This is a genomic window from Nonomuraea sp. NPDC003754 (assembly GCF_053605785.1).
The window spans coordinates 26374-51863 of the sequence record NZ_JBSGJX010000008.1; the positions used below are offsets into that span (position 1 = coordinate 26374).

The following is a 25490-nucleotide window of genomic DNA, read 5'->3' on the forward strand; positions in this document are numbered from 1 at the left end:
GCGCGACTTTGATCTACATTGCGTGACGATAGGTAGCCGTTGGTAACGGTTGGGTCGCCCTGATGACCCTGTGCCTGTTGAGTCATACGTTGCGTACATGCCTGTCGACTTCCTGAGCGACTCAGAAGCGGCGAAGTACGGCCGTTACTACGGCCCGCCCACCCGGGCCGAGATGGAGAAGATCTTCTTCCTCGACAATGAGGACATGGCCCTGATCAAGGGGCATCGTGGCCGGCACATCCGGTGCGGCTTCGCTCTTCAGCTCGTGACCGTTCGCTATCTGGGGTGCTTTCTGGCTGATCCGCTGGAGGTGCCGAACGAGGTCCTGGACGTCGTCGCCGCGCAGTTGGGGATCGAGGATCCGTCCTGCGTGAAGCGTTACACCGAGCGGGACAAGACGCGGCTGGAGCACACCTGGGAGATCGCCAAGGCGTTCGGGCTGAAGGACTTCGCCTCGGCCGAGGCTGAGCTGGCGGGTAAGGTGCGGGCGCACGCGTGGAACACCGGCGACGGGCCGACCGCGTTGTTCCAGTACGCGGTGCGCTGGCTGCGGCAGAACGATGTGCTGCTGCCGGGGATCAGCACGCTGACCCGGCTGGTGGCGCGCGAGCGGGAACGCGCCACGCGGGAGCTGCATGACACCCTGGTCGCGCTGCTCAGCGCGCAGCAGCGGGCGGTGCTGGACCTGCTGCTGGAGGTGCCGCCGGGCAAGAAGGTCTCGGATCTGGAGCGCTGGCGGAGCGGCCCGTCGAAGGCGTCGGGGCCGCAGATCGTCAAGTCGCTGGATCTGGTGGCCGAGATCGGCGGCACCGAGCTGGGCCGGCTGGAGCTGGATGCGGCGGTGCCGCAGCGGCGGCTGGACGAGCTGGCCCGCTACGGCCTGACCGCCCACTCCTCCCAGTTGAAGAAGCATCCCGCCTCGCGGCGGCTGGCCACGCTGCTGGCCACCGCGCAGCGGCTGGAGACCAAGACCATCGACGACACGCTGGAGCTGCTGGACCTGCTCATGGTGACGGAGCTGCTGGGGCGCGCGCAGCGGGAGGCCGACAAGCGGAAGGTCGTCAAGCATCCCCGGCTGGCCAGGGCCTCGGCCTGGCTGGCCCAGGCGGTGGAGGTGCTGCTGGAGGCCGAGGGGTGGAGCGAGGACGTGCGGCTGTTCGAGGTGTGGGAGATGATCGACGCGGTGGTGCCGCGCGCTCAGCTGCGCTCGGCGGTGGCCACCGTGACCGGGCTGGTGCCGCCGCCGGACGCCGAGGACGACGGCGGCTGGCGGGCGGAGATGGCGAGCAAGTACGCGACCGTGTCGGGGTTCGTGAAGCTGCTGACCGCGGTGATCGCGTTCGAGGCCAACGCCGAGGGAGCGCGGGTGCTGGCCGCAATGAAGGCCCTGCCGGAGGCGCTGGCCTACCGCTCGCGCCACCATCCGGTCACGGTGCTGCCGCTGCGGCTGATCGATGCGCTGGTGGTGACGGGTGCGTGGAAGCGGCTGGTGTTCGGCCATCCGGCCCGCACGGACGGGCTGGTTGACCGTAACGCGTATGTGTTCTGCGCGCTCGAGCAGTTCCACCGCCATCTCAAACGCCGCGAGATCTACGCGCCCGCCTCCAGCCGATGGCGCGACCCGGACGCGCAGCTACTCAAGGGCTCGGCGTGGGCGGCGGTCAAGGACAGCGTGCTGACCGACCTGGGGCTGCCGGAAGACCCCACCGGGCTGCTGGCCGAGCACGCCGAGCGGCTGGATCGCGCCTACCGGGTGGTGCGGGCCGGGCTGGCCGCGAATGCCGCTGTCACCATCGACGACGACGGCAAGATCCACGTGGCCAGCGTGAAAGCGATCGATGAGCCGCCGTCGCTGATCGACCTGCGCAAGCGGGTGGAGGCGATGATGCCGCGGGTGGACATCTCCGAGGCGGTCGTGGAGGTACTGAGCTGGTGCCCGAAGTTCATGGAGGCCTCCACCTCGATCGCCGGCACCGGCCCGCACCTGGACGACCTGGACATCACGGTGGCCGCGTGCCTGACCGCCCAAGCGCTGAACATCACCTACGGGCCGATCGCGGTCAAGGGCGTGCCCGCGCTGGAACGGCACCGGCTCGGCTACGTCGACCACACCTACCTGCGCGCCGACAACTACGCCGCCGCCAACCCGCACCTGATCGCCAAGCAGACCGGGATCGGTTTCGCCCAGGCGCTGGGCGGCGGCCTGGTCGCGGCCATTGACGGCATGCGGTTCGTCGTCCCGGTGCCGTCGGCGTACGCCCGGCCGAATAAGAAGTATTTCGGTCCGAAGCGCGGAATAACCTGGTTGAATATGATCAACGATCAGGCGTTCGGGATCGCGTCGAAAATCGTGTCTGGCACCGACCGGGATTGCCTGCACGCGCTGGATGTCATTTTCGGCTCGGGCGAGGGCCGCCGGGCCGATGTGATTGTCACCGATACCGGATCTTACAGCGATCTGGTATTCGGGCTCGCGCATCTGCTGGACAAGGAGTACCGGCCCGCGCTGGCCGATCTGCCCGATCAGAAGCTGTGGCGGGTGCAGGCCGACGCCGACTACGGGGCGTTGAACGCGCTGGCGCGCGGGCGGTTGGACCTGGGCAAGGTCGCCCGCTGGTGGCCGGACATCCTGCGTCTGGTCGGCTCCATCTACACCAGCGCCGTCAACCCCTACGACGTGGTGCGGATGCTGCAACGCGACGGCCGGCCGACCGCGATGGGCGAGGCGATCAACATCTACGGCCGCATCTACAAAAGCTTGCATGTGCTGGCGCTGATCGACGATGAGGGCATGCGGCGCGGCATCAAGGGCATCCGCAACCTCCAGGAGGGCCGCCACGATCTGGCGCAGAAGGTCTTCCATGGCCGCAAAAGCCAGGTGTTCCAGCGATACTACGAGGGAATGGAGGACCAATTGGGTGCGCTGGGCATTGTTCTGAATTGCCTGGTGCTGTGGAACACCGTCTACATCGATGACGCTTTACGTCAGCTGTGCGCGCAGGGCTATCCGGTGCTGGATGACGACATCGCCCGGCTCAGCCCGTTCATCAGGAAACACATTAATGTGCACGGCCGGTATTCCTTCCAGCGGCCGCAACTGGGCGGCGGGCGGCGGGCGCTGCGTGAACCTGACGCCGACGACGCCGACGATGAGGACTGACGGCCAGCAGGAGATGAACGGCCCTGTCAGAGGCGGATGACGGGCATCATCGGGGGTGCTTGCGCCGGACCGCGGCGCCCTGGCCCTCGGCCGGGCGGGTAGCCGGTAGGCCTCGCAGCGGGTGTTTGCCGGCCACCGTGCGATGGTGGCCGAGGCCGTCGGCGGGCTGCCAGTGCACGTTGGTGGCCCAGTGCAGGCGTTCGAACAGGCTGATGAGCGCGGCGGAGGGGTCGATCTGGCGAGGGCCGCGGCCGTGCCGGGCGCAGTTGGGCTGGCTGTGGTGGCCGTTGTGCCAGCTTTCGCCGAAGGACAGCAGGGCCAGCGGCCACAGGTCGGTGGAGCGGTCGTGGCGGCGGGTGGTGTGCGGCCGCTCGCCGATCATGTGGCACAGGGAGTTGACGCTCCAGGTGACGTGCTGCAGCAGGGCGATGCGGACCAGGCCGGCCCAGATGAACGCGGTCAGGGCGCCGTACAGGCCGCCGCTGATCGCCCAGCCCGCCGCGAACGGCAGCAGCAGGGAGGCGGCGCACAAGGCGGGGAAGGCGCGCGAGATCCGCAGCATGGCCGGATCGTTGCGCAGCAGGTCGGGGGCATACCGCCCGGCCGAGGTGGGTTCGGCGGAGAGCAGCCAGCCCAGGTGGGCGTGGGCCAGGCCGCGCAGTTGCCCTCCGAGGCCGGTGCCGTAGCGGTAGGGGGAATGCGGGTCGCCGGGCCGGTCGGTGAAGGCGTGGTGGCGGCGATGGACGGCCACCCAGTCGATGAGGTTGCCCTGAAAGCTCATCGACCCGGCCACGGCCAGGACAACGCGCAGCCACGGGCGGGCGGTGAAGGAACGGTGGGTCAGCAGCCGGTGGAAGCCGACCGTCACCCCCAGCCCGGTCACCACGTAGAAGACGGCGGCCAGCAGCAGGTCGGTGAGGGTGATCCCGCTTCCCCAGGCCAGCCAGATGCCGGCGCCCAGCGCCAGGAACGGGGCGATGACGATCGCCGCGGTCAGCGTCACCGGGACGATGCCGGCCCGCGCGGGCGCAGCGGGGCGGGGGAACGGCGCATGGCCGTCATAGCCCGCCTCGGCGGCGGTGCGGGTGGTGCTCGGCATGCCGGTCACGCCATGACCGGGAATCGGTGGTCCAGCCCGGTGATGCGCAGCAGCCGGGCCACGCGCGGGGGAACGCCGGTCAGGGCCAGCGTGATGCCCCGTGTCCGAGCACGGCCTTGCACGCCGACCAGCACGCCGATCCCGCCTGCCCCGCAGAAGGTGACCTGGGACAGATCCACGATGAGCAGGTCGGTGCTGTGGTCGAGGGCGTTGATCAGCCTCTGGCGCAGCCGGGCTGTGGTGAAGATGTCGATGTCCCCCGACAGATGCACCAGGGTCGGCGCCGAGGCGCTCACCCCGGCGAGCGGGGCGGTGTCGATGACGGTCATGGAATGTCTCCTCACGGGAGAAGCTGAAAGGTGATGAGATGCCTGCCGGCCGAAGATCGGCCCGCCGCCAGTACGGGCGGTGCCAGGACCGCTCGATCCGGCCGGCAGGCGGCACACGGGGTCATTGCGACGTTGTCGGCCGTCCCATGGCTGGCTGCGCCATCTGCCCGACGACCGACCCGCCCTCGTCCTCCCAGCGGGCCGAGCCGTCGGCCGTGGCCCCCAGAGCGGGGTCTGGTGGCAGCTGCGCGAGGGTGAGGATGGCGTCGATGCTCAAGCCGGCGATGTCCTGGGCGGTGAGCTTGAGCGTGGCCCCGGCGGCGCCGGCGGCGGTACCCGAAGGGACGACCAGCAGGACGACCGGCTCGCCGGCGGCGAAGCTAAGAGCGATCACACGCGGGTCGGTGTGGCGGAACCAGCCGATGCGCACCTGACGCCCGCGCGCCGGGATGCGGCGCGGGATGTTCTGCCACACATCACAGTGCAGGCCCACGCGGAGCGTGACCCGATCGAGCAGCCGGTCCACGGCGGCGATGAGGCCGGGCAGTTCGGCGGCCGCGTCACGGGAGGAGGGCCACCAGGCCCCGTCCACCACCGCTCGCCCATTCGGCACCGGGCGGAGACTGAGCCGTAGCGCGGAATCGGCCCGAGGGATCGCGGACGAGGCGGAGCTGAGCGGTGCGGGTTGAGAAAGAAGTGTCGGCGTCATGGTCGCCTGACCTGTCCAGGCCCGAAGAGGCCGGTGGTGGTTCGCCGGGGGCGACGCAGACCTGAATGCCAACGCTCGAAAAGACCTCGGTACCTTCAGTGTACGCCATAACTTCCGGAATCACGCAATTCCGGAAGTAGACTGAGCGGGTGACTTCCGGAAACACGCTGTCAGGGATCACGCAATCGGCCGGAGCAGCTTCCGGAAACACCAGCCGGTCGCGGGCCGTGCCGCTCCCCGCCCCCCACGCCGCCGTCCTGGCCGGCTACACCGCCGCACTCGCGCGCGCCCCGCTGGCCGACTCCACCAAGACCAAGTACGCCTCCCGGCTGCGCGGCTACCTGACCTGGATCGCCGGCCAAGCCGAGGCCGACGCCCTGGACGGCGACCCGCTCACCGACCCCATCGCCGCCACCGGCGCCGTACGCGACTTCCGCCGGCATCTGAAGAACGGCCGCCGCGCCCCCAACACCATCGACACCTACCTGTCGGCCATCGACGACTTCTATGCTCGCCGCGGCCTCGGCAAGCCCCAGGTCCGCCGCGAACGCGACGCGCGCCGCACCGCCCCCCGCGCCCTGGACGCCCGGCGCACCCGCCGCTACGTCCGCCACGTCCAGCTCACCGCATCCCCGCGCGACAAGGCCATCGCCCTGCTGCCCTACTACGCCGGCCTGCGCATCTCCGAGGTCGTCGGCCTGGACCTGGCCGACGTCCGCCTGTCGGCCCGCAGGGGCGAACTGCGCATCCGCGGCAAGGGCCGCGATGGCGGCAAGATCCGCCTGCTGCCCGTCCATGCGGACCTGCGCCAGGCCCTAACCGACTGGCTGGAGGCCCGCGCCGATTGGAAGGGGGCCGGCACCCACGCCGCGGTGTTCCTCAACCACCGTGGCGGCCGCCTGAGCGACCGCGCCGCCCGCGACATCATCACCGGCCTCGGCGACGCCGTCGGCCTGGGTGACGACCCCACCGAACCCTTCAGCCCACACGTCCTGCGCCACACCTTCGCCACCCAGCTCATCCGCGACGGCAAAGACCCCATCCTGGTCGCTGAACTCCTCGGCCACGGCTCGCTGGACACCACCCGCCGTTACGCCCTGCCGACCGAGGCAGACAAGGCCGCCGCCTTGGACGCCCTCATCGCCGACCATTGACCACAAATCCGGTTCGGGGTGGATGACGGGTTTGTCACTGCCTGTATCCAGCTTGGAGGGCGTCGCGTCCGCCGGACACGGCAGGCGGAGGTGGAGGGTGGTTGCCTACAGCGTTCGACGCTGGGCAGGTATCCCTTTGCGGATCCTGGCGAAAGGAGCCGGCCGTGCCTGAGAATATCGCGCTGATCCTACGATTCCACCTGATGGGCGGCGAAGACGTCTCCGTGATGAGCGGAGACTTCGGCGAGGAGGCAGAGGCGATAGGGGCGATCGCTCGTGCCGTGGACGAGCGGCGCAGCCTCGTGCTGATGCGGGCAAGATATGACCGTGAGACCGACGTGAACAGCGTGGTCATCAACCTCGCCAACGTGGTGTCGGTGCGTGTGTCGAAGACAGCCAGCGCCGAAGCGGGCCAATACCTGTAGCGGCGGGCTGCCCCGGCGCACCCTGACCTCGGCCAGCCTCACGGTGTCCCGGCGAATCTCCACCGGTGCCCGATCGTCGTCCGGGGTACGGTCGTCGACAAAGGCGCACATAACGCCAATCAAAGGAACCGTGATCTGTTCAAGACAATGGCGGTTCGTGAGCATTTTGGTCCGGGCGTGCCGGGGCCCGGCGTTGTGACGCAAGCGGGGGTGGCTGTTACCCGGCCGGCCCTAACGGAATCCGGCATTCACCACGTTCAGGTGGGCGAGCGAGACCCCGCTGACCAGCGGGATCCGTGTTAACGCCGGATTCCGTTCCAAATCTCTCTGAGTGCCGCACCGGAGAGCATCGCCCAGGGCACGGCGCGTAGCCACTCCTTCGGCAACGGCGGGCGACGACGACTGCTGTCGGCGTTCTCATAAACGATCCATTCCCAGAGCAAGATCAAAAAGAGCTGCGCGGGAATCGCGAAGCCCCGGTTCGGTTCGCAGAACTCGTTCTCACGCAAAGATGGGTTCGGGGTACTTCTGAGAAATGTTTGTGAAAGTATCCATGGGCATGACGGCCCCTCAAGAGACATCCCCCAGCGATGCCGACCGCGATGCCGACGAGGTCGAGCGGCACCCCTGCCCCCGCTGCACGGCCGAGCCCGGCTCGCCGTGCCGCGCGCGCTCCGGCGCGGTCGCAGGCACCTACCACACCGGCCGCTTCACCAAGGTGCCCCGGCTCGCCAAGCTCCTGCGTGTGCCGACCCCCGCCGACCGCGGACCCGGCCAGCCGTGGCGCCCCGGCACCCCGGTTCCGCTCGCCCTCGCACCGGACGCTCCGACCGCCGACATCCGCATCGGGTACGCACGGTGCAGCTCGCTCACTCAGGAGCTGCAATCGCAACTGGACGCGCTGTCCGCGCACGGCATCGGCCGCGAGAAGATCTTCTCCGAGAAGATCAGCACCCGGGTGCGCGTAAGGCCACAGTTTGAGGCCGCGCTCGCGCTGGCCCGCCAGATCAAGGCCCACGCCCCGCACTGCCGGGTCATCTTCACCGTCTACGAGATGAAGCGCCTGGGCCGCGACGCCGCCGAACTCACCGCCCTGGCCGATCACCTCACCGCGCACGGCCTGGTCCTGGAGATGCTCGCCGGGCCCCTGCCCGGGATGTACGACCCCAGCGGGCCCGGCCGCCTGCTGTTCGCGTTCTTCGCGGCGATGGCCGAGACCGAACGGGAGAACGTCCGCGAGTCGACCCTCGAAGGACTCGACGCGGCGGCCCGCAAGGGCAAGCACGGCGGCCGGCCGCCCGTCATCACCGACGACATGCTGCACACCGTGCTCCGCCGCCGGGCGAACGGGGAATCGGTCGAGCAGATCCAGCCCGACCTGATCATCCCCACCGGCAAACGCAAGGGCCTGGCCCCCAGCGTCGCGAGCATCTACCGAGCGCTCGCCGAGCACGAGAAGCAGGAGGCATACCCCGAGGCCGTCGCCCAGGCGCACGCCGACTTCGCCAGCCTCCAGGACGCCGACGACATCCCCCGCCCCCGCCGAACCCGCATCCGACGCCCAGACGATCCGCTCACGCCCGAACAAGCCGAGCTTCGACAGCGTCTGCAGGACCAGGTCCTGCAGCCCGCCCATCGGGCCGACCCAGGCGGAGGATCAGGAACTACCCCGCAAACGCTGTGAGCAGCCGCTCGCGCTGCGCCTCCTCAAGTCCGCCGACGCGTCGCTTCGCCTCGACCCCGCACGTCGCCATCAACGCGGCGACCTTCGCCGGCCCATAACCAGGCACCGCTCGCAGCACCTGAACGACCCTCGTCTTCTGGACAACGATCTCTTCCTCCGCCCGGGCGAACACTTGCGCCACCGTGACCGTCCCGGCCCGGACCCCAGCCAACAGTTCGCTACGCGCCCTCCGCGCCTCGGCGGCCTTAACCACCGCCACAGCCCGCTGCTCAGGGGTCAACGTCGGTACCGCCATGGATGGCCTCCTCGCACATCAGCTTTCCCCTGCCACGCCATGAGCCCAGCGAGGGTGTCGGCTCCATCATGGAGCACTGTCAACAGATGTGACACTAAACCCGGTTGGCCGTTCCACTCCTACTGGCAGGCCATCGTGAACCCGCAGGTGGGCACTGTCGGCAACTCGCGTCGGACATCAACGTCGGAGACCGGCCCTTCGGGTAGTTTCCGACAATGCTCATCGGCTACTGCCGCACCTCGACGGCCGACCAGAACCCCGATCATCAGATGGACGCGCTTCTCCGCCACGGCGTGGACCGCGACAACATCCATGTCGACGTCGCCAGCGGCGCGAAGGCGTCCCGCCCGAAGCTCGACCTCGTCATGCAGTTGCTGCGCGAGGGCGACACCTTGAAGGTCACCCGGCTCGACCGGCTCTCCCGCTCCGTGCTGCACCTGGTGACGCTCGGTGCCGAGCTGCGCGAGCGCGGCATCGGACTGCACGTCATCGAGCAGGGCATCGACACCGCCACCATGGAAGGGCGGGCGATGCTCGCAAGTCGGCTTTCCCGGAGAATGCCGTGAGTTTGGCGATGCCCTAGCCGGCTTTGTCCAGCCCCGCAAGCTGCGGCCGATCAGGTTCTGCGCGAGATGACCATGATGTATTCGCAGGGAGCGTTCGTTCGGTTGGCGAAGCCGTGGTCCGCGTCGGCCTGGAAGAACAGGGAGTCGCCTGTGTTCAGGGTCTCGCTGATCCCGCCGATCGCGACGGTGAGGGTGCCTTCGAGCACCACGAGTTGCTTCTCCGTACCCGGCGGATACGCGGGCAGCAGTCCGGTAGAGACCTGCGCGGGGAGGTAGTGGACGACCATCTCGGCTCCTCCCGCGCCCGGGGCCGCTGACACCATGTGCCGCTCGAAGCCGGTTTCCGGGTCACGGAAAACGGGGCGATCGTTCTTGCGCATGACAATGGCCACACCAGATGCGGCAGCAGCCGGCGCACCGATCAGGTCCGAGAGCGACGCGTCGAGCGCGTGGGCGATCCTGGACGCGACGCCGATCGTCGGGCTCTTCTCACCGCGTTCGACCTTGGACAGCATCGCCCGGCTGACCGACGACTGTGTGGACAGCTGCTCCAGCGTCAGGCCCGCCTCCTCGCGGCGTCGCCGCACGTTACCGCCGAACGCGCCGGCCAGGTCGTCACCGTGCTGTGGTCCGGCCGCGTTTCCGTCTTGCTCGAGCACCGTGCTCCTCGATCGATGGGTACTTCGCTGCCCACAGTGTAGGGTTTCTTCTAAAGAAGATATGGTCTTCGATCGAAGACACGAGATGTGTGCCCAACACGGCGGAGGTTCCATGCGTTTGATCTCGAGTGGCCAGCACCATGCCACGTTCGAATTCGGCGATCTGCAGGTGATCTCGTTGCGAGACGGGTACATCGACATGCCGCCGACACGGCTCCGCGACGAGGATGGGCGCACGCTCGACGAGCTGCCGGCCGCCGTCCCGCTGGCCGGCGACAACTTGCGGCTGTCGGTCAACGCCTTCTTCGTCACCGACGGCACGCGGTCGGTTCTCATCGACACCGGCGCGTCCAACGCCTGGCACGACCCCACCATGGGATTGATCTACGACGCGCTCGACGAAGCGGGAATCGACCGCGCGCATGTCACCGATGTGGCCATCACCCACAAGCACGAAGACCACGTGAGCGGCCTGATCGCGCCGGACGGTTCAGAGGCGTTCGCCAAACTCGAGCGCGTGTGGATCGGCGCGGGCGACACCTCGGTGTTCACGGGGCGGCTCGAGCCGATCCGCGACCGGGTCGTACCCGTGTCGGAGAAGGTCGCGATCAACGACTGGATCACCGCGATCCCGACACCGGGCCACACACCCGGTCACACCGTCTACGACGTCAGGAGCGGCACCGGCCACCTTCTCGCCTGGGGCGACACCGTTCACGTTCCCACGCTCCAATTCGATCAGCCGAAGGTGTCCTGGGAGCTTGACGGCAACCAGTCCCAGGCCCGCGCCGCGCGAGCGGCCCTCCTCGAACAACTGACCCGACCACACCACTTCGTAGCCGGCGCCCACCTCGACTCACCCGGCATCGCCCGCGTAACCGCCTCCGGCGACGGTTATGCGCTGGAGTACCTCGCACCACCGATCGGCTGATCGAGCCTGTCGGCTCCGGGCCGCGCTCGCGATGGCGGCCAAGGAGGGCAAGCTCGTCTGGCCCGGCTGACCGCCCACGAACTCGACTACCTGGACGGGGGTTGAGGAACATCGGAACGAAAGCCGGCGCTAAACCTTGATCGGCCTGGTGGGCGGTCGGTGACGCCGGCGGCGTCGGGGGATGCTGAAGCCTTGCCGCAGATAACGCCCTATCATCTGGGGCATCGTTGATCGCGACCTGCGGCGACGGTTCCGGGCCGCTACGCGAAGCGGCCCTGTTATCTGTGGCGAGGGGGAAGCGGTGGCCACCGTCGCGCAGCTGCCCGCCGGGAAGGCGCTCACCATCCGTGGCGCCGCGGACGCCTTCCTCGACGCGCTCGGCAACCCGAACACGGTGCGGAACTACGCGATCGGGGTCGGCAAGACCGCCGAACGGGTCGGTGAGGGCCGTCCGCTCGGGCAGGTCGCGGACGACGAGATCGGCGAGGCCCTCGAAGCGCTGTGGGGCTCGACGGCGGTGAACACCTGGAAACGCCCGCCGGGCGGCGGTGCTGTCCTGGCTCGCCTGGTGCGCCGAGCGCGGCTTCGACGGCCCGGAGGTGCCGGCCTGGGCCAAGCGCTTGACCCCGCCGGACTCCGAGACGCCGGCGCGCTCGAAGATGGCGATCGACCGACTGATCGCCCGCCGCGAGGTGCACCTGCGGGAGAAGTGCTTCTACCGGATGCTGTACGAGACCGTGGCGCGGGCGGAGGAGATCCTGCCGCTGAACATCGAGGACCTGGACTTCGCCGGCCGCCGCGCGCTGGTGAAGGCCAAAGGCGCGCAGTCCAAAACCCGCCGCCGCTGCCAGGCCCGCGAGGATTTCGTGCTGGAGCCCGTGTACTGGGAAGCCGGCACCGCCCGGCTGCTGCCGCGGCTGCTGAAGAACCGCACCCGCGGCCCGGTGTTCGTCACTCACCGCCGCCCTGGGCCGGGCAAGGTGGTCTCGTCGCGGGACGTGTGCCCGGATTCCGGGCTGGCCCGGCTGTCGTACGGCCAGGCCCGCGCCCTGCTGGACGAGCACACCGCGCTGCACGGGGCGGGCACAGGCTGGGATCTGCACGAGTTCCGGCACTCCGGGCTGACCCACCTCGGAGAGCAGGGGGCGAGCCTGCTGATGTTGATGGCCAAGTCGCGGCACAAGAAGGCGGAGAACGTTCGCCGCTACTTCAAGCCGTCGCCGGACGCCATCGCCGAACTCACCAGCCTGCTCGCACCCGGCGACACACGCCGAGGCGGCGGCACGTGACCAAGTCGCCGACCCGTCGACCCTGATCATCCCGACCGACCCGAAACCACCGAGCCCTGGAGTTGACATGGCTGACATGATCGTGCCCGACCCCGTCACGCGGGACATTCTCGCGACCTTCGAAAACGTGCGCTACCAGCTGTTCGGCCGCCTGGAGGGCCTGACCGACGCCGAGTACCACTGGGAGCCGGTCGGCGACTGCATCGGCATCCGCCCCGGCGACGACGGCCTCTTCCGCGTCGCCACGCTCTTTCCGGAATCGAGTCCGGAGGCGCCGGACCCCGTCACGACGATCGCCTGGCGCATCTGGCACATCGGCAACCTCTGCCTGCGAGGCTACGTGATCTACCTCTTCGACGACGTTCCCGACTACGGCGACCGCGATGTGTGGCCGGGCACCGCCAAAGAGGGCATCCAGGCGCTCGCCGAGGACTGGGAGCACTTCATCTCCCGGATCGCAGCCCTCGGCGACAAGCGCCTGTTGGCGCCGATAGGCATGGGCCCCGGCGGTTGGGCCGATGAGACCTATCTGAAGCTCGCGCTGCACGCTCTGAAAGAGGTCACACATCACGGCGGCGAGATCGGCCTGCTGCGCGACCTGTACCTGCGCGAAGGCGTCTGATTTCGGCGGTGGGCGACCTTGTCGATCTCTCCGATCAGAAGGGCTGGCGCATCCAGGACGCCGCCTACGGGAGCCTGTCCCGGTTCGCCCGCGGGAAGATCGGCCTGGAAACGATCAAGCGGCACTGGAGCGACATCCCTGCGTGTCGTGGTGTCGATCTACACCGGTGAGATCCGCGCCTACGGCGTGATGCGCATGATCCAGCGGGACGGCAACCCGACCCCGCGTGGGGAGGCCATCGCCCACTATGAGCGAACTCGGCCAGGTAGCCGAGGTACGAGACGTCGTCAGATGGTGGCGGGTGCCCCGCTCGGGGTTGACGAGGATGATGTAGAGGACTGGCCTGTAGTCCGGTCGGGTAGCCGAGATCGGTGGGTCAGCTGGTTTCGCCGGCTTCGAGCAGGATCTTCAGCAGGTCCTGTGGGGCGTCGCGCATGAGGTTGTGCCCGCTGTCGAGCGCGTGGGTGGTCCACGCGGGGTCCTGGCGTAGCCGCTGGTAGGTGGTGGTGAACGGTGATGGGGTCGGCCATCCTGCCGCATACACGTAGACGTCGCGGCGGCTGTGGGTGGGGCTGCTGGTGACGCGCAGTGGCTGGAGCAGGGAGGCAAGGGGGTGGGGTGTGGCTCGCGGGTCGAAGAACGGCATCGGACGGACCGCGTTGCCGGTCTCGGTGACCTCCAGGTACCACTGCCGTTCGTTGTCGGAGACCAGGTTCCACATGGATTCGCCGTCGCCTGGTACGACGGCGTCCAGGTAGACCCGTGATCTGACGCGCTCGGGCATGCGGTCGGCGACTCCGGTGATCACCATTCCGCCGTAGCTGTGGCCGACCAGCACCGCGTCCAGGAGTTGCTCGGCCGCCAGCACGCCGGTCACGTCCTGGATGTGGGTGTCCAGGTTCACGCCGCCGTGCAGGAGATGGCTGCGCTCGGACAGCCCGCTCAAGGTCAGGGGGTATGCGCGGTGCCCGCGGGAGCGCAACTGTTCGGTGAGCTCGTGGAAGCACCAGCCGCCGTGGCACATGCCGGGAATCAGCACGAAGGTGGTCACTGTCGTTCTCCTTGTCTGGTGGCCGGCGAAGGCCGGCGTGCGGGTGATCTCAGGTGCCGGTTTGGTGCGTTGCGGTGGTGGCCGTGGCGGGCGGCGCGGGCGACCGGTGGTGGCCTACGGTGGCGGCGATCGCTGCCGCGGCGGCGCACAGGATCGCGGTCCAGGCCAGCGTGGCGTTGGTCGAGGTGTGATCGGCCAGGATGCCGGCGATCCACGGACCGGCGGTCTGGCCCACCGCGAACACGGTGGTGAAGGCCGCCAGCGTGGCCGTCCAGTCGGCGGGTGGGGTTTCCGCCTTGACCAGCGCGGTGACGGCGGCGGGCACACTCATGAACGTCGCGCCATAGACGAGCGCGGACGCGAGAACGAGGGGCGGGGCAGGGGATGCCAGGGCGAGTGCCGCTCCGCCGGCGAGCAGGACCAACAGCGCGGCGAGCGCGCTGCCGCCGCGCCAGTGGGTGATGGGACGGCTCCACAGCGCCGGTGCCGCCAGGACCGCCGTCCCCAGGGCCGTCCAGATGAGTGTCACCTGTGTGAGGGGGGCCTGGCGCTCGGCGAGGTAGGCGGACAGGAAAGTGATGTAGGTGATGTATCCGGTTGCGAACAGTAGGTAGGCCAGGAGCATGCGCCGCAGAGGGCGCAGTCGCGCTCGTCCGGCGGTGACGGCCCTCTCCTCCCCCCCAGGGCTCGCGGCCGTCCAGCTCACCAGGGTCGCCAGGCCGGCGGCGAGCCCCATGCCGACCCAGGCGATGCGCCAGTGGGTGCCCAGTGCCGGAATGGTCGCGCCGCTGAGGATGATGCCCAGCCCGGTGCCGGCGAAGTAGACGACGATGGGGGCACCGGAGGAGGCGCGAGTGGCGATCCGCGATGCGATCACACCGCCGGTGATGAACACCACCGCCCCCGTCACGCCCGCCGCGGCCCTGGCGGCCAGCAGCGCCGGATAGTGGCCGCTGACCGCGGTGACCACCAGCGCCACCGCGGTCAGCACCATGCTCCAGCGGAAAGCGGCCGCGCTGCCCATCCGCCGGACCAGGGCGGCGGTCACCAGCGCGCCGAACAGGTAGCCGAGCCCGTTGGCGGCGCTCATCACGCCGGCCTGGGTCAGACTCCAGCGAAGATCATCGCGCATGGCCGGCAGGAGCAAACCATAGGCGAAGCGGGCCAGGCCGAGAGCCGAGGCGGTACCCGCGGCCAGCTGCACCGCCTGCCACACCGGCGGCCTCACCGTCCCCACACCGACCCGGCCGCCAGGACCCGGCGATCGGGGGCCCTGCGCGGGACGGCCCCACTGCGACGATCGCGCCGACGAACAATGATCATGTTGACACCACCCAAGAGATCGAACCGATCGGTTCGGCCTTCGGAGCCTAGCAGTAATCGAACCGAGCGGTACCATCTGTGTGTGCCAGTGACCAAGGGAACGACGATCGACCCGGTGCGCACCCGCGCCGCCATCCTCCAGGCGGCCACCCCGCTGCTGTACCAGCGCGGACTCGACGGCATCGGCGTCGCCGAGCTGTGCGCGCGCATCGGGGTGTCCAAGGAAACGCTCTACCGGCACTTCGGCACCAAGGACGGCCTCGTCGCGGCCATGCTGGAGAAACGCAGCCAGCGCGTGTCCGACTGGCTCGCCGCGGCCGTCGCGGCGGCCGGAGACAACCCCGCCGACCAGCTGGCTGCGATCTTCGACGCCCTGCAACAGTGGCATGACGAACCGACTTTCCGCGGCTGCGCCGTGGTGAACGCGGCCACCCAACACCACGACCAAACCGTGCGCGCCATCACCGCACGGCACCTGGACCGCTACCTCGACCTTCTCTCCGACATCGCCACCCGCGCCGGAGCCGCCGCCCCCGCCTCCCTCGCCCGCCAACTGCTCATCCTGGTCGAGGGCGCCACCGTCGTCGCCGCACACCACCGCACGGCCGGAACCGCCGACCAGGCCCGCGACGCCGCCCTCACCCTGCTCGCGACCGCCACCGCCGCCCCGCACGACTCCTGACGCCGCAAAGCCGCTCCACCGCCACGACCAGATCCTGACCCGCCTGATCGCCATCGTCACCGGTCGCTCCGGCGCGTACGGCGCACGCGGACCAGCCTGGCCGCGACCACGGGACGTCTGCTGGCCAGGTGCGCCAGCAGACCCCGCGCAGGAGCGCGGCGGGAGACGCCCTTGAGCAGGCGGTGCGTGACGGTCACCTGATGCACCGCCTCCTGCCAGCGGTAGAACGAGGTCACCGCGGCCAGCCGGGCCTCCAACGTGCTGACCGACAGCCCACCACCCGCCCCGGATGCGACCATGGGCACGGCGGGCACAGTCTCACGGTGCCGGCCGTCGTGAAGCCAGCGCACGAAGGCTGCCATCGCCGGAACGCCAAGCCGATCCCAGCCCTCGGCTTCGTCGCGGTGCTGCAGGAACGTCCACCACTGCGACAGCGCGGTCGCGAAGCTGCGCACCGTGTTGGGCGACCAGCTCAGGCGATGGGCCTCCAGCCATTCCTCGACTGGCCCCACCGTGGCGAAGGTGGAATCGATCACCGTCCACGTTCGCGCGCCGCCAGGTGGTCGTACGGCGATGCAGTAGGCCATAGCCGTTGTTCCTCACGGTGCTGAAGAACCGACGACAAGCCTGACGTGCCCGCGGAGCGCAGGTCCGCGGGCGCCCTCGCGGGTCACCGGGCCGGCGAGGAGTCGCCGGTCAGCTCGCGGACGATGCTCATGTCGTCGAACGGCGCCTTGCGCTCGCCGATGATCTGGTACGGCTCGGCGCCCTTGCCCGCCAACAGCACGATGTCGCCGGGCTGGGCCTCCAGCAGGGCCCGGGCGACGGCCTCGCGCCGATCGGTGATCCGCACGGCCGAGGCATCGGTGGCCGCCACGCCGGGCATGATCTGGTCGATGATCGCTCCGGGGTCCTCGGTGCGCGGGTTGTCGCTGGTGACGATGACGATGTCGGACAGTTTGCCGGCGATCTCGCCCATCGGGGCGCGCTTGCTGGGATCCCGGTCGCCGCCGCAGCCGAACACCGTAATCACCCGACCGCCGGCGAAGCCTCGGATCGTGGTCAGCACCTCCTCCAGCGAGTCGCTGCTGTGGGCGTAGTCCACCACCACCGATACCCCATCCGGCGTCTGGTAGGTCTCGAACCGGCCCGGGATCGGCGGCAGCTCCGCCAGGGCGGCGACGAGGGCGTCCATGTCGTGGCCGAGCAGGTGGCAGACGGCGAGCATGGCCAGAGCGTTGGAGACGGCGAACCGGCCGGGCAGCGGCACCCGCGCCGGGCGCATCCGGCCGGCGTGGTGCAGCACGAACCGGGTGCCGGTCGCCTCGATGAGCAGGTCGGTCGCGCGGAAGTCCGCAGACGCGTCCTCCAGTCCATACGTCGTCGTGGCGCCCGGCATGAGGGCGGCGATGTCGGCGCTGACCGGGTCGTCGGCGTTGACCACCGCCCGCCGACACAGCCCCCGAAACAGCAGGAGTTTCGCCTCCTTGTACGCCTGCATGCTGCCGTGATTGTCCAGGTGATCCGGGGTCAAGTTGGTGAAAACGCCCACGTCGATGTCGGTGTGATCGACCCTATGCAGCTCCAGCGCCATTGAGGACGCCTCCATCACCACCGTGCCGGTACCTCGATCCCGCATGGTGCGCAGGAGCTGTTGCAGGTCCACCGCCTCCGGCGTGGTCGGCGTGGTCCGGTCCATTGCGATCGTCTCTGTGGCGATCCGGTACCCATCGGTGCCGATCACCCCCACCCGCGCGAGGCTGGCGATCCGCAGCACCGCCTCCACCATGTACGAGATGGAGGTCTTGCCGTTGGTGCCGGTGACGGCCACCACGTCCATCTCCCGGCTGGGCTCGCCGAAGTAGCGGGCGGCGACCCGCGGTACGGCGGCGCGGGTGTCGGCCACCCGCACCACACACACCGGCTCGGGCAGGGCCTCGATCGGCTGGTCCACGAGCACCGCGACCGCGCCCCGACGCACCGCGTCGGCCACATGCTGATGCCCATCAGCCTGGCGGCCTCGCATCGCCACGTACATCGACCCGGCGGTCATCCGCCGCGAGTCGTAGGCGATGCCGGCTCGCACGTCGGTCTTGTCCGGCTCACCCTGCACGACCTCATGGGGGTAGCCGGCGAGTAGGTCACTCAGTTTCATCAGCTCTCCTTCGTGAGCCAGCCTGCCGGGCAGGCCGGCCGGCGTCCGAGCAACGCGCCGAAGCGGGGCCGGCCCCGGAAGGGTGTGGAGCGTGGGCGGCCACCGGAGCCGCTGGCGCCCCACACCCAGTTCCTCGAGGGCGGCACATGCTATCGGGCGTCGAGGCAGTACCGCGTCCAGGCGCAGTCCGCCTCAGCCGCCAGCGCCCGGAACCTGCGCGCCTCGGGCGTCCGAACGTCGCCTTGTAGACGCGGAACAGCGTCCACATAGCGGCCAGCCCCCGCACCGCGGCGGCCGTCCAGCTCACCCGCGCGCAGACCGAATGGGAGAACGCCGCACGCGAGCACGCGAGCACGCGACGGCGCGCCAGCAGGTGGAGAGCCTGCATGATGAACGGGCGGACTTGGCGCGGCTGCGGGCCGCGGAGGCGGGCCTGACCGCGCGGCCGCCCGAGCAGGACAGCACCAAGAAATCCCTGCTCGCCGCGAGCTCCGGCCAGCCCTGCCGATCATCGTCGTGGCACGGCGTTCGCCTTTCACCAAGCGGCTCGGAGAGCAGGTCGAATGCTGGACATGTCCAGGCATCTGCGTGGTGCTCGCAGTAAGTCCTGAGCCGTCCAGATGCGGAGTGCTTTCGAGCCGAGGTCGCTCGTGTCGCCTCACGACGTCTCGCTCCCAGCCGCTTCCAAACGTTTCAAGTGGAACCCAAGCGCTCCCCGCCACCATCCGTTCCCGTCATCTGATGTGAAAGGACGAGACATGCGCTTGTGGAGCGTTCTCTTTGCGGCGATCGTGCTGATGCTGGCCGGTACGGTCCCAGCCCAGGCCGCCGACGGAGTGGAGGTCTCGGTGACGCCGACGGGGGTCGCACCTCCCTCCTACACCGGACTCTGCGCGCCGTCCATGCAGTTCACCGCCACCGTGCAGGTCACCGCCAACGGTCCTGGCACTGTTTCCTACCGCTGGTCGCACTGGCAATGGGGGCGGAGGCCTGAATCGGTCACCTTCACCGAGGCGGGCACCAAGACGGTGACCGAAGTCATGTCCCACTACGCGGGCGGCAGCGGCTCGCAGAGCCGGACCATCACCGTGACGGGCGCCAACCAGGCGCAGGCGACCGTCACCTACCAGCTGTCGTGCACGGACGCCGTCCCGCAGACTGCCCAGATCCAGCCCGCGAACGACTACATCGGCCGCTGCGGCGCCGACGTGGTTCACACGATCAACGCGCGGATCGACTCCCCGGTCGCCCAGGCCGTCCGCTACCGCTGGGTCGATGGCTTCGGCCAGCCGCTTCCCGGCCTGGACGGCGATCGGGAGGTGGTGTTCACCGAGCCCGGCAGCAAGACCGTCAGCGCGCCGTTCCAGCGGGTCACCCTGCCCGACGCGCCGTACGGCGGCGCCGCATACATCCGGACCACCAGCCCGTCACAGGTGGAGAGCGGCCAGCTGTACTACCGGACGACCTGCGTGAGCGCGGAGTTCACCAAGCTGACCTGGCTGTCAGGCAACTGCCGCACCGGCGCGCCCTTCAGGTACTCATTCACGGGTTCCATCGAGAGCAACGGGCTGGGTGAGATCTCCTACGCGTGGTCCCGTCAGGTGCCCGACGAGGGTGACGAATGGATTCGCGACCCCTGGCAGACCCTCACCTTCACCACCTCCAACTCGCCCGGCCGTCAAACCGTCAGCAAGACCTGGACCGCGCCGATGGGTCAGAGCGGCGTGTGGCGTCTGGAGATCGCAGGCACCGATGGCATCGTCGCCTCCGAGAGCCGCCCGTACATCAACCGGTGTGGCTGACGCGCGGCCGGTCCCCGCCACCGCGTCCCTCCGGGAAGAGCGACGCCCGCGCCCGGCTGGACGGCGGCCGCGTCGAGCCGCTGTGAGCGTGCCCGGGACTGCGCAAACCAGCCCCGACACACCTCTTGATCATCACGCCGGCCTCCGGACCGTGTCCGGGTGGGCCGGGGGCCAGCGCCTGTATCCGTGCGCCCAGAGCGACATCCCGGACCGCCGCCACGACCATCTATCGCGGGGAGGGCCGGCCCGACAGGAGCGTGCGGCGGTCATTGGCATGAAGCCGGGCAGGCCTCTTCCAGGCTGAGGCCGCCTGTTCATCGGCGCTGTCGCCCTCGCCGAGGGTCTGCTTGACAAGGTTTTCTCGCTGCGCCGTTGAAAGGGTCCTGGCGGCTGCGAGGACCTGGGCGCGGCGCTCCACCCCAGGGCTGGGATCGAACCCACGCCTTTCGAGGGCAGACGATCCCCTGTGCCTGGCCGATGACCGACCTCGGATACGGCATCCGGGCGCGCCGGGTCCTGTCCGCCAACTCCCGCACCGACGGCCCCCGCCGCTGACGCAGCACCCGTAAGTGCGCGATGAAGGCGGCCACCGGGTCCTCGCCCGACCCAAGGCGGTGTCCATGGCCGTGCCCGGCGACCGGCTCATCATGTTCGGACACTCGCCGATGCTTCTTCTCTGCGCTGGTCAACGGCTGTCCACGCCCGGTGGGTGTCCGGTTGTCGTCCGCACCCGCTGTCCACTGGTGGTGGACACGGCATCGGCCTTCCGAAAGTGATCTCACGCCATCACGGCACACCATCTCGTCCCCGACAGGAGTTCCTCTCGTGAGATCCTTTCAGCGCATCGCGGTCCTGGCCGTCAGCACGGCCCTGGCAACGGCCGCCATCACCGCGCCCGCATCGGCGGAGCCTTCGCAGGTCTTCTACATCGCCCCTCACGTGACGGTAACGGAGGCGAACACCGACGGCTGCCGCGGCGCAACGCAGTACTTCAATGCGCGCGATTACCAGAACGTCGAGATCAACTGGACCAACGCCACGAACGAAGACCACCCGTGCCTGCGGGTGGACTACTACCCGGTGACCACCTCGCGCTTTTGCAACTTCTACTTCTACGTCCCCAGCAACTACGCGACCGCAAGAATGGAGTGGCAGCTAGAGAGCCAGACCGGCGAGCGCCTGGTGAACCTCGTCTTCGACGAAAACCCATACTCAGGATTCACCTGGCTCGCGTCCAGCGGACACGTGCCCGGCGACGCGCCCGTGTCCCACATCTGGTTCACCGACGGCACTGCATGGCCGTCAGGCCGAATCGGCTGGGGCGTGGACGCCGGCCATGGAATCATGCAGGTCTGTGACGCCTGATCAACGGCGCAGCCAGGAGTAGACCAGAGTCGATAGCTTGCCCTGCCCCGTCAGGAGCGCACCCCGCCCTGCCGGGCGTTCGGCCAGCGGCCGGCCCGGCTGCGGCGGGCGTCAAGTCAGGGCTGGCGCTCACCGGGTAGGGGCGGCGCAGTAATGCGCCGCCCCTACCCGGCCCGCCACTCGGGTTCATGCGATCAGGGGCGAAGTAACCGGAGAGCCCCCGGGCAGCGTCCTTGATCAGGATGGAAAGCTGTAGCGGCCCGGGGCCATCCGGAAACTCCTCTTTCTCCGCCCGGCGCTGCCTCACGCGGGACAGCGGTGGGGTGATTCCACGGGCGAGAAGTAACCCCACTTGTCGATCTTCAGTGCTCCATGGTCGTCAGTGAGATTTGGCCCACCTCGCTGCCGAGGATGGCCGCCGCTCGCCGCAGGTCACCGTCAGGACCGCGCTGACCGGACGGCGATGGCCTCGCTGCACGGGAAGATGCCCGACCACGCCGCTGAGGAGCCGTTGTACGACCCGCAGGTGAAGAAGCTCTGCTTCAGCCCTTGCCGAGAACGCAGAACTCGTTGCCCTCCGGGTCGGCGAGGACCGTCCACGACACTTCGCCCTGGCCGACGTCGGCGCTGGTGGCGCCCAGAGCCCGCAGCCGGGCCACCTCCGCCTCCTTGTCGTCAACGGGGTACGGCAGCAGGTCGAGATGGACGCGATTCCACACGGTCGTCCCGTCGGAGGCGCGGCGAAGCTCCAGATACGGCCCGACGCCCTCGGCGGAGCGCAGCACCGCATGATCGTCGGTCATCTCGTGCAGGGTCCAGTTCACCGCCTCGCCCCAGAACCGGGCCATGGCCCGGGGGTCCGCGCAGTCGACCACCACCGCGGCGATCGGCCCGGTGTCCCGGTAGATCTCCCGAGGCTCCAGCACGCAGAACACGTTGCCCTCCGGGTCGGCCAGAACCGTCCACGGCACGTCGCCCTGACCCACATCGGCGGGCGTAGCGCCGAGATCCTGGAGGCGCGCGACCAACTCGGCCTGATGGGCCGCAGAGGTGGTGGCGAGTTCGATGTGTACGCGGTACTTCACCGTTTCGGGGTCCGGGACGGTCACGACATCGATGTAGAAGCCGGCGGGGTCCGGCCAGACCAAGCCCTCGGGCTCGAGGTTGGTCACGCCGGGCCCCTCGCTGGAAACACCCCAACCGAGCGCCTCCGCCCAGAACCGGCCGAGCGCCGAGTCGTCCCGAGCCTTGAAGTTCACCTGAACGAGTCTCAATGCCATGCCGCCGATCATATGGCCAGGTAGATGAGCCCTTGTCCGCATCCAGCCGTTCAAGGCGGGTTCGTCGCCTGGATAGGGGAGAGGCGGCCAGTCCGAGACCCGAGCGGGTGGAGCCAGGTCTCACGCGAGCACGAATGCGCTTCACCGGAATGGGGCCGGCGCCGGTTCCTGAAGTCAGCGGGGTGGTCAGCTGATTCCGATGACAAGAGCATCGCGGGCGGTGCGGGCTGGTGGTCCACTCGTAGCCGGGTGCGGTGGCGTACGCGGTGAGCACCAGCCGCCGGCCCGGGCCGAGATTCTGGTGGTCCTCGCCGACCGGGACAAGCCCGATCACACGTCGGCTCCGCAGTTCGCCATCGAGTACATCGGGTAGGACGGGCGGCCTACCGTAGGCGTGAGTGGGTCCTCCCTCAGGAGGACAGGTCCGGCCTGTCGGCCGCCGGGCCCCGGCTCGTGGGCGGAGACAAGAGATCGCCGCCAGGCAGGAGTCGGCCGGACCGCCGCGTCACTAGCGTCGAAGCATGCGATCTGATCTTGGCGTCTTCCTGAAGGCGGCTGTGAGCAGGCCCTTGGTGATCGGCGCGTTCGCCCCCACTTCGGAAACGCTGGCCGCGCAACTGGTCGAGGTGGTGCCGAAGCGGGGCGCGCCGACCGTGCTGGAGCTGGGTCCAGGGACCGGTGTGATCAGCGGGCTGATCAGATCGCGGCTACCGGCCCATGCGCGGTTCGTGGCGGTGGAGACCGACCCCGCGATGGTCGATCATCTGGCGGAGACCCGTCCGTGGTTGGAGGTTCTGCACATGGACGCCGCCGATCTGGGTTCACGCATCGGCGAGGGCGAGGTGGACGCCGTGGTGAGCGCGCTGCCGTGGACGCTCATCCCGGAACGGGCTCAGGGGCGCATCCTCGAGGCGGTCTCGCGCGTCCTGGCGCCCGGCGGCAGCTTCGCCACGATCGCCTATCTGACCGGCACCCGTTTCGGCCCAGGCAGGCGGTTCCGCGGGCGGCTGGGCGCGGCCTTCGACGAGGTGCTGACGACCAGAACCGTCTGGCGCAACCTGCCGCCCGCGCGCACGTACGTCTGCCGACGCCCGATCGTGGCCACGCCGCCCGAGCGGGAGGGCTGTTCGTAGCGAAAGAAGCGGCATCTGGCAGACCAGTGGAGCAGGCATGACAACGGTGGCTGCCGGGCCGGCGGATCGGGGCGGGCTGGTGACCGCGTCCCACAGCGCCACGGTGAGAAGCGGGCTGTCCGTTGCGGCGCAGCAGCACGGCGAGCGCAGGGACTGGCGCACCCACCGATCATCTCGCCCACCCGCGTGGACAGGGTGATGTGGTCGACGTGCGTGCGGGTGCCGCGGTGGGCGGCCACCTCCTCGCGCGTGGGGTGACCGTCTTCGCTCATCTCCCAGTCGATCTGCGTTGGTCGCCCGCATTCCACCAGTGCGGCCACACCTCCGCAGTGAACCTTTGGCCGAGCTGGCCGCAGAAGGCGCGGACCGCTTCGGCGCGGGCTGATGGGCGATCTGTCCTCCAGCCAGCCGGGCATCGTACGCGCGCCTGGACGGGCAGCGGTCTCCCTACAATGGCCGGATGACACGACGTGGCGGGGTGAAGTGGGCTGACGCGAGTCCTGGCGTGCTTCCCGCCTGGGCGCCCCGGCGAGCCGGTGGCCTCGCACGTCCCCCGCGCACCCGCTTCTCCTCGAGACGCGGGCCGGGGCCGACCGCCCGATCGTGTCCATCCCGATGCCGCCACGCGGCGACTCCTGGCGATTCGAGGAGCCCGATGTGACAGGATGCGGCATCCCGCTGCCGGCCAACCGGCGGAACCCGACCCGAAGGGTGTTCCCGCGCGAGGAGCTGACGGCGTTCGACCTGCGCGGCGTCAGGTGTGCGGTGGCTCATGTCGGCCTGGCGGGCGCGCGCCGGGTCTCCCGAGCGACGTGCTGAGCGCCGCGGGGCTGAGCGCCGAGGAGGAGGCCGCCTACCGGCTCCTGGTCAGGACCGCCGGGGTCGAGCCCGCCGAGCTGGCGGAAGAGCTCGGCGTCGAGAGCGGAGCGGCGCGGCGGGTGCTCGGCTCCCTGCTCGCCAAGGGCCTGGCGCGCGCCGTACCTGGAGAGCACGACAGGTTCTGCGCCGTCGCGCCGGACGTGGCGCTCGCGGCCCGGCTGCACAGGCGGCAGGAGGAGGTGGACCGGGCCAGGCAGGCCGTGGAGCAGCTCACCGGGGAGTACCTGGCCCATGCGCGGCGTCGCGAGGCCGCCCAGCTGGTCGAGGTGATCACCAGCAGGACGGCGCTGCGCGAGCAGCTGCGGCTGCTGCAGGACAACGCCCGTCACGAGGTCGTCTGCCTCTGCCGGGCCGGGCACGTGGCGATGACCTCGCAGGAGAACACCGAGGAACTGGCCGCGCTGCGACGTGGGGTGGGCTACCGCGTCGTGTACGAACGCGCCCTGCTCGAGGAGCCAGGCATGCTGGTCAACCTCGCCGAGGGGATCAAGCTGGGTGAGCAGGCGCGCGCCCTGCCCACCCTGCCGGTGCGGATGATCGTCGCGGACGGCGAGCTGGGCGTGCTCCCGCTGATCCAGCACACCGGCGGGCTGACCCAGCTCACCGCGGCGCTGATCAGGCCGAGCAGCCTGCTGGACGCGCTCAAGGCGCTGTTCGAGAGCCTCTGGGAGCGGGCCACCCCCGTCAGTCTCACCACGCCAGGCAGCCCGCTCGACTCCGATCACCTCTACCTGCTGTCGTTGCTGGTGGCGGGCGTGCCCGACAAGTCGATCGCCACGCAGCTGAAGGTGTCGCAGCGGACCGTCCAGCGCCGGATCACCCACCTGATGGAGCAGGCGGGCGCCCAGACCAGAATGCAGCTGGCCTGGCACGCTGCCCGTGAGAACTGGCTGTGAAG

At 69.5% G+C, this 25490-nt stretch carries 24 protein-coding genes; 14 read left to right on the plus strand and 10 right to left on the minus strand.

The features are described 5' to 3' along the window. The first annotated feature begins 97 nt into the window (after positions 1-97). Entirely contained in the window at positions 98-3160 is a 3063-nt protein-coding gene (locus ACWEVS_RS12460) for a Tn3 family transposase (RefSeq protein ID WP_452551382.1), read from the plus strand. Positions 3161-3206: 46 nt separating this feature from the next. Here ACWEVS_RS12460 and ACWEVS_RS12465 read toward each other — a convergent pair whose 3' ends face one another. From ACWEVS_RS12465 to ACWEVS_RS12475, 3 genes are all read right to left on the minus strand, one after another. Next, the gene (locus ACWEVS_RS12465; protein WP_452415938.1) at positions 3207-4259 is read right to left on the minus strand and encodes an acyl-CoA desaturase; all 1053 of its coding nucleotides are present in this window, start codon (positions 4257-4259) and stop codon (positions 3207-3209) included. Between the two features lie 5 nt (positions 4260-4264). Continuing rightward, complete coding sequence (locus ACWEVS_RS12470; RefSeq protein WP_449923049.1) at positions 4265-4588, minus strand: STAS domain-containing protein; 324 nt, start codon at positions 4586-4588, stop codon at positions 4265-4267. A 121-nt stretch (positions 4589-4709) separates the two neighbouring features. Continuing rightward, positions 4710-5297 carry a DUF5994 family protein gene (locus ACWEVS_RS12475; RefSeq protein WP_452551384.1) on the minus strand — a complete coding sequence of 196 codons (588 nt, stop codon included), beginning with the start codon at positions 5295-5297 and terminating at the stop codon, positions 4710-4712. Between the two features lie 149 nt (positions 5298-5446). Here ACWEVS_RS12475 and ACWEVS_RS12480 point away from each other — a divergent pair, with 149 nt between their 5' ends. From ACWEVS_RS12480 to ACWEVS_RS12490, 3 genes are all read left to right on the plus strand, one after another. Continuing rightward, positions 5447-6451 carry a tyrosine-type recombinase/integrase gene (locus ACWEVS_RS12480; RefSeq protein ID WP_452415935.1) on the plus strand — a complete coding sequence of 335 codons (1005 nt, stop codon included), beginning with the start codon at positions 5447-5449 and terminating at the stop codon, positions 6449-6451. Between the two features lie 164 nt (positions 6452-6615). Further along, positions 6616-6876: a hypothetical protein gene (locus ACWEVS_RS12485; protein ID WP_452551386.1), complete on the plus strand. Its 261-nt coding sequence runs from the start codon at positions 6616-6618 to the stop codon at positions 6874-6876. 559 nt (positions 6877-7435) lie between these two features. Next, on the plus strand, positions 7436-8560 hold the full coding sequence (locus ACWEVS_RS12490) for a recombinase family protein (protein WP_452551388.1): 1125 nt from the start codon (positions 7436-7438) through the stop codon (positions 8558-8560). Here the strand turns inward: ACWEVS_RS12490 and mihF are convergent. Beyond that, the gene (mihF, locus tag ACWEVS_RS12495) at positions 8541-8855 is read right to left on the minus strand and encodes an integration host factor, actinobacterial type (protein ID WP_354908654.1); all 315 of its coding nucleotides are present in this window, start codon (positions 8853-8855) and stop codon (positions 8541-8543) included. The genes ACWEVS_RS12490 and mihF overlap by 20 nt on opposite strands. A gap of 215 nt (positions 8856-9070) precedes the next feature. Here mihF and ACWEVS_RS12500 point away from each other — a divergent pair, with 215 nt between their 5' ends. After that, positions 9071-9421, plus strand: coding sequence for a recombinase family protein (locus ACWEVS_RS12500; protein WP_452551390.1), 351 nt, complete (start codon positions 9071-9073; stop codon positions 9419-9421). 50 nt (positions 9422-9471) lie between these two features. Here the strand turns inward: ACWEVS_RS12500 and ACWEVS_RS12505 are convergent, their stop codons facing one another. Next, a complete protein-coding gene (locus ACWEVS_RS12505) occupies positions 9472-10080 on the minus strand; it encodes a helix-turn-helix domain-containing protein (RefSeq protein WP_449923156.1) in 609 nt (202 codons plus the stop codon). 61 nt (positions 10081-10141) lie between these two features. Between ACWEVS_RS12505 and ACWEVS_RS12510 the strand changes: the two genes are divergently transcribed. From ACWEVS_RS12510 to ACWEVS_RS12525, 4 genes are all read left to right on the plus strand, one after another. Then, a complete protein-coding gene (locus tag ACWEVS_RS12510) occupies positions 10142-11011 on the plus strand; it encodes an MBL fold metallo-hydrolase (protein ID WP_452551392.1) in 870 nt (289 codons plus the stop codon). A 548-nt stretch (positions 11012-11559) separates the two neighbouring features. Continuing rightward, the gene (locus tag ACWEVS_RS12515; protein ID WP_452551394.1) at positions 11560-12300 is read left to right on the plus strand and encodes a site-specific integrase; all 741 of its coding nucleotides are present in this window, start codon (positions 11560-11562) and stop codon (positions 12298-12300) included. A 67-nt stretch (positions 12301-12367) separates the two neighbouring features. Further along, entirely contained in the window at positions 12368-12922 is a 555-nt protein-coding gene (locus tag ACWEVS_RS12520) for a DinB family protein (protein ID WP_452551396.1), read from the plus strand. A gap of 8 nt (positions 12923-12930) precedes the next feature. Further along, positions 12931-13092, plus strand: a complete 162-nt coding sequence (locus ACWEVS_RS12525) for a hypothetical protein (RefSeq protein WP_452551397.1) — start codon at positions 12931-12933, stop codon at positions 13090-13092. Between the two features lie 206 nt (positions 13093-13298). On the opposite strand, the gene ACWEVS_RS12530 is transcribed toward ACWEVS_RS12525, so the two are convergent. Beyond that, positions 13299-13973, minus strand: a complete 675-nt coding sequence (locus ACWEVS_RS12530) for an alpha/beta fold hydrolase (protein ID WP_452551398.1) — start codon at positions 13971-13973, stop codon at positions 13299-13301. A 49-nt stretch (positions 13974-14022) separates the two neighbouring features. After that, positions 14023-15201 carry a YbfB/YjiJ family MFS transporter gene (locus tag ACWEVS_RS12535; RefSeq protein WP_452551400.1) on the minus strand — a complete coding sequence of 393 codons (1179 nt, stop codon included), beginning with the start codon at positions 15199-15201 and terminating at the stop codon, positions 14023-14025. A gap of 177 nt (positions 15202-15378) precedes the next feature. Here ACWEVS_RS12535 and ACWEVS_RS12540 point away from each other — a divergent pair, with 177 nt between their 5' ends. Continuing rightward, positions 15379-15978: a TetR/AcrR family transcriptional regulator gene (locus tag ACWEVS_RS12540; RefSeq protein WP_449923138.1), complete on the plus strand. Its 600-nt coding sequence runs from the start codon at positions 15379-15381 to the stop codon at positions 15976-15978. 56 nt (positions 15979-16034) lie between these two features. Here the strand turns inward: ACWEVS_RS12540 and ACWEVS_RS12545 are convergent, their stop codons facing one another. Both ACWEVS_RS12545 and ACWEVS_RS12550 read right to left on the minus strand, forming a co-directional pair. Then, the gene (locus ACWEVS_RS12545) at positions 16035-16514 is read right to left on the minus strand and encodes a site-specific integrase (protein ID WP_452551402.1); all 480 of its coding nucleotides are present in this window, start codon (positions 16512-16514) and stop codon (positions 16035-16037) included. A 134-nt stretch (positions 16515-16648) separates the two neighbouring features. Next, the gene (locus tag ACWEVS_RS12550; RefSeq protein WP_452551403.1) at positions 16649-18133 is read right to left on the minus strand and encodes a UDP-N-acetylmuramoyl-L-alanyl-D-glutamate--2,6-diaminopimelate ligase; all 1485 of its coding nucleotides are present in this window, start codon (positions 18131-18133) and stop codon (positions 16649-16651) included. A gap of 758 nt (positions 18134-18891) precedes the next feature. On the opposite strand from ACWEVS_RS12550, the gene ACWEVS_RS12555 reads away from it, so the two are divergent. Together ACWEVS_RS12555 and ACWEVS_RS12560 are read left to right on the plus strand one after the other, a co-directional pair. Continuing rightward, complete coding sequence (locus ACWEVS_RS12555; protein WP_452551405.1) at positions 18892-19935, plus strand: PKD domain-containing protein; 1044 nt, start codon at positions 18892-18894, stop codon at positions 19933-19935. An 825-nt stretch (positions 19936-20760) separates the two neighbouring features. Beyond that, positions 20761-21300 (plus strand): hypothetical protein, encoded by a 540-nt coding sequence (locus tag ACWEVS_RS12560; protein WP_452551407.1) that lies wholly within the window; start codon positions 20761-20763, stop codon positions 21298-21300. Between the two features lie 542 nt (positions 21301-21842). Here the strand turns inward: ACWEVS_RS12560 and ACWEVS_RS12565 are convergent. Continuing rightward, complete coding sequence (locus tag ACWEVS_RS12565) at positions 21843-22580, minus strand: VOC family protein (protein ID WP_449923907.1); 738 nt, start codon at positions 22578-22580, stop codon at positions 21843-21845. 521 nt (positions 22581-23101) lie between these two features. On the opposite strand from ACWEVS_RS12565, the gene ACWEVS_RS12570 reads away from it, so the two are divergent. Together ACWEVS_RS12570 and ACWEVS_RS12575 are read left to right on the plus strand one after the other, a co-directional pair. Then, positions 23102-23713 carry a class I SAM-dependent methyltransferase gene (locus ACWEVS_RS12570; RefSeq protein ID WP_452419266.1) on the plus strand — a complete coding sequence of 204 codons (612 nt, stop codon included), beginning with the start codon at positions 23102-23104 and terminating at the stop codon, positions 23711-23713. A gap of 812 nt (positions 23714-24525) precedes the next feature. Beyond that, positions 24526-25488 (plus strand): helix-turn-helix domain-containing protein, encoded by a 963-nt coding sequence (locus ACWEVS_RS12575; protein WP_452551409.1) that lies wholly within the window; start codon positions 24526-24528, stop codon positions 25486-25488. The last annotated feature ends 2 nt before the right edge of the window (positions 25489-25490 follow it).

Excerpts from the sequence above, each read along its gene's own strand:
- ACWEVS_RS12460 (WP_452551382.1), top strand. The coding sequence starts at position 98 with ATGCCTGTCGACTTCCTGAGCGACTCAGAAGCGGCGAAGTACGGCCGT.
- ACWEVS_RS12465 (WP_452415938.1), bottom strand. The coding sequence starts at position 4,259 with ATGCCGAGCACCACCCGCACCGCCGCCGAGGCGGGCTATGACGGCCAT.
- ACWEVS_RS12470 (WP_449923049.1), bottom strand. The coding sequence starts at position 4,588 with ATGACCGTCATCGACACCGCCCCGCTCGCCGGGGTGAGCGCCTCGGCG.
- ACWEVS_RS12475 (WP_452551384.1), bottom strand. The coding sequence starts at position 5,297 with ATGACGCCGACACTTCTTTCTCAACCCGCACCGCTCAGCTCCGCCTCG.
- ACWEVS_RS12490 (WP_452551388.1), top strand. The coding sequence starts at position 7,436 with ATGACGGCCCCTCAAGAGACATCCCCCAGCGATGCCGACCGCGATGCC.
- mihF (WP_354908654.1), bottom strand. The coding sequence starts at position 8,855 with ATGGCGGTACCGACGTTGACCCCTGAGCAGCGGGCTGTGGCGGTGGTT.
- ACWEVS_RS12500 (WP_452551390.1), top strand. The coding sequence starts at position 9,071 with ATGCTCATCGGCTACTGCCGCACCTCGACGGCCGACCAGAACCCCGAT.
- ACWEVS_RS12510 (WP_452551392.1), top strand. The coding sequence starts at position 10,142 with ATGGTCTTCGATCGAAGACACGAGATGTGTGCCCAACACGGCGGAGGT.
- ACWEVS_RS12520 (WP_452551396.1), top strand. The coding sequence starts at position 12,368 with ATGGCTGACATGATCGTGCCCGACCCCGTCACGCGGGACATTCTCGCG.
- ACWEVS_RS12550 (WP_452551403.1), bottom strand. The coding sequence starts at position 18,133 with ATGAAACTGAGTGACCTACTCGCCGGCTACCCCCATGAGGTCGTGCAG.
- ACWEVS_RS12555 (WP_452551405.1), top strand. The coding sequence starts at position 18,892 with ATGCGCTTGTGGAGCGTTCTCTTTGCGGCGATCGTGCTGATGCTGGCC.
- ACWEVS_RS12565 (WP_449923907.1), bottom strand. The coding sequence starts at position 22,580 with ATGGCATTGAGACTCGTTCAGGTGAACTTCAAGGCTCGGGACGACTCG.
- ACWEVS_RS12570 (WP_452419266.1), top strand. The coding sequence starts at position 23,102 with ATGCGATCTGATCTTGGCGTCTTCCTGAAGGCGGCTGTGAGCAGGCCC.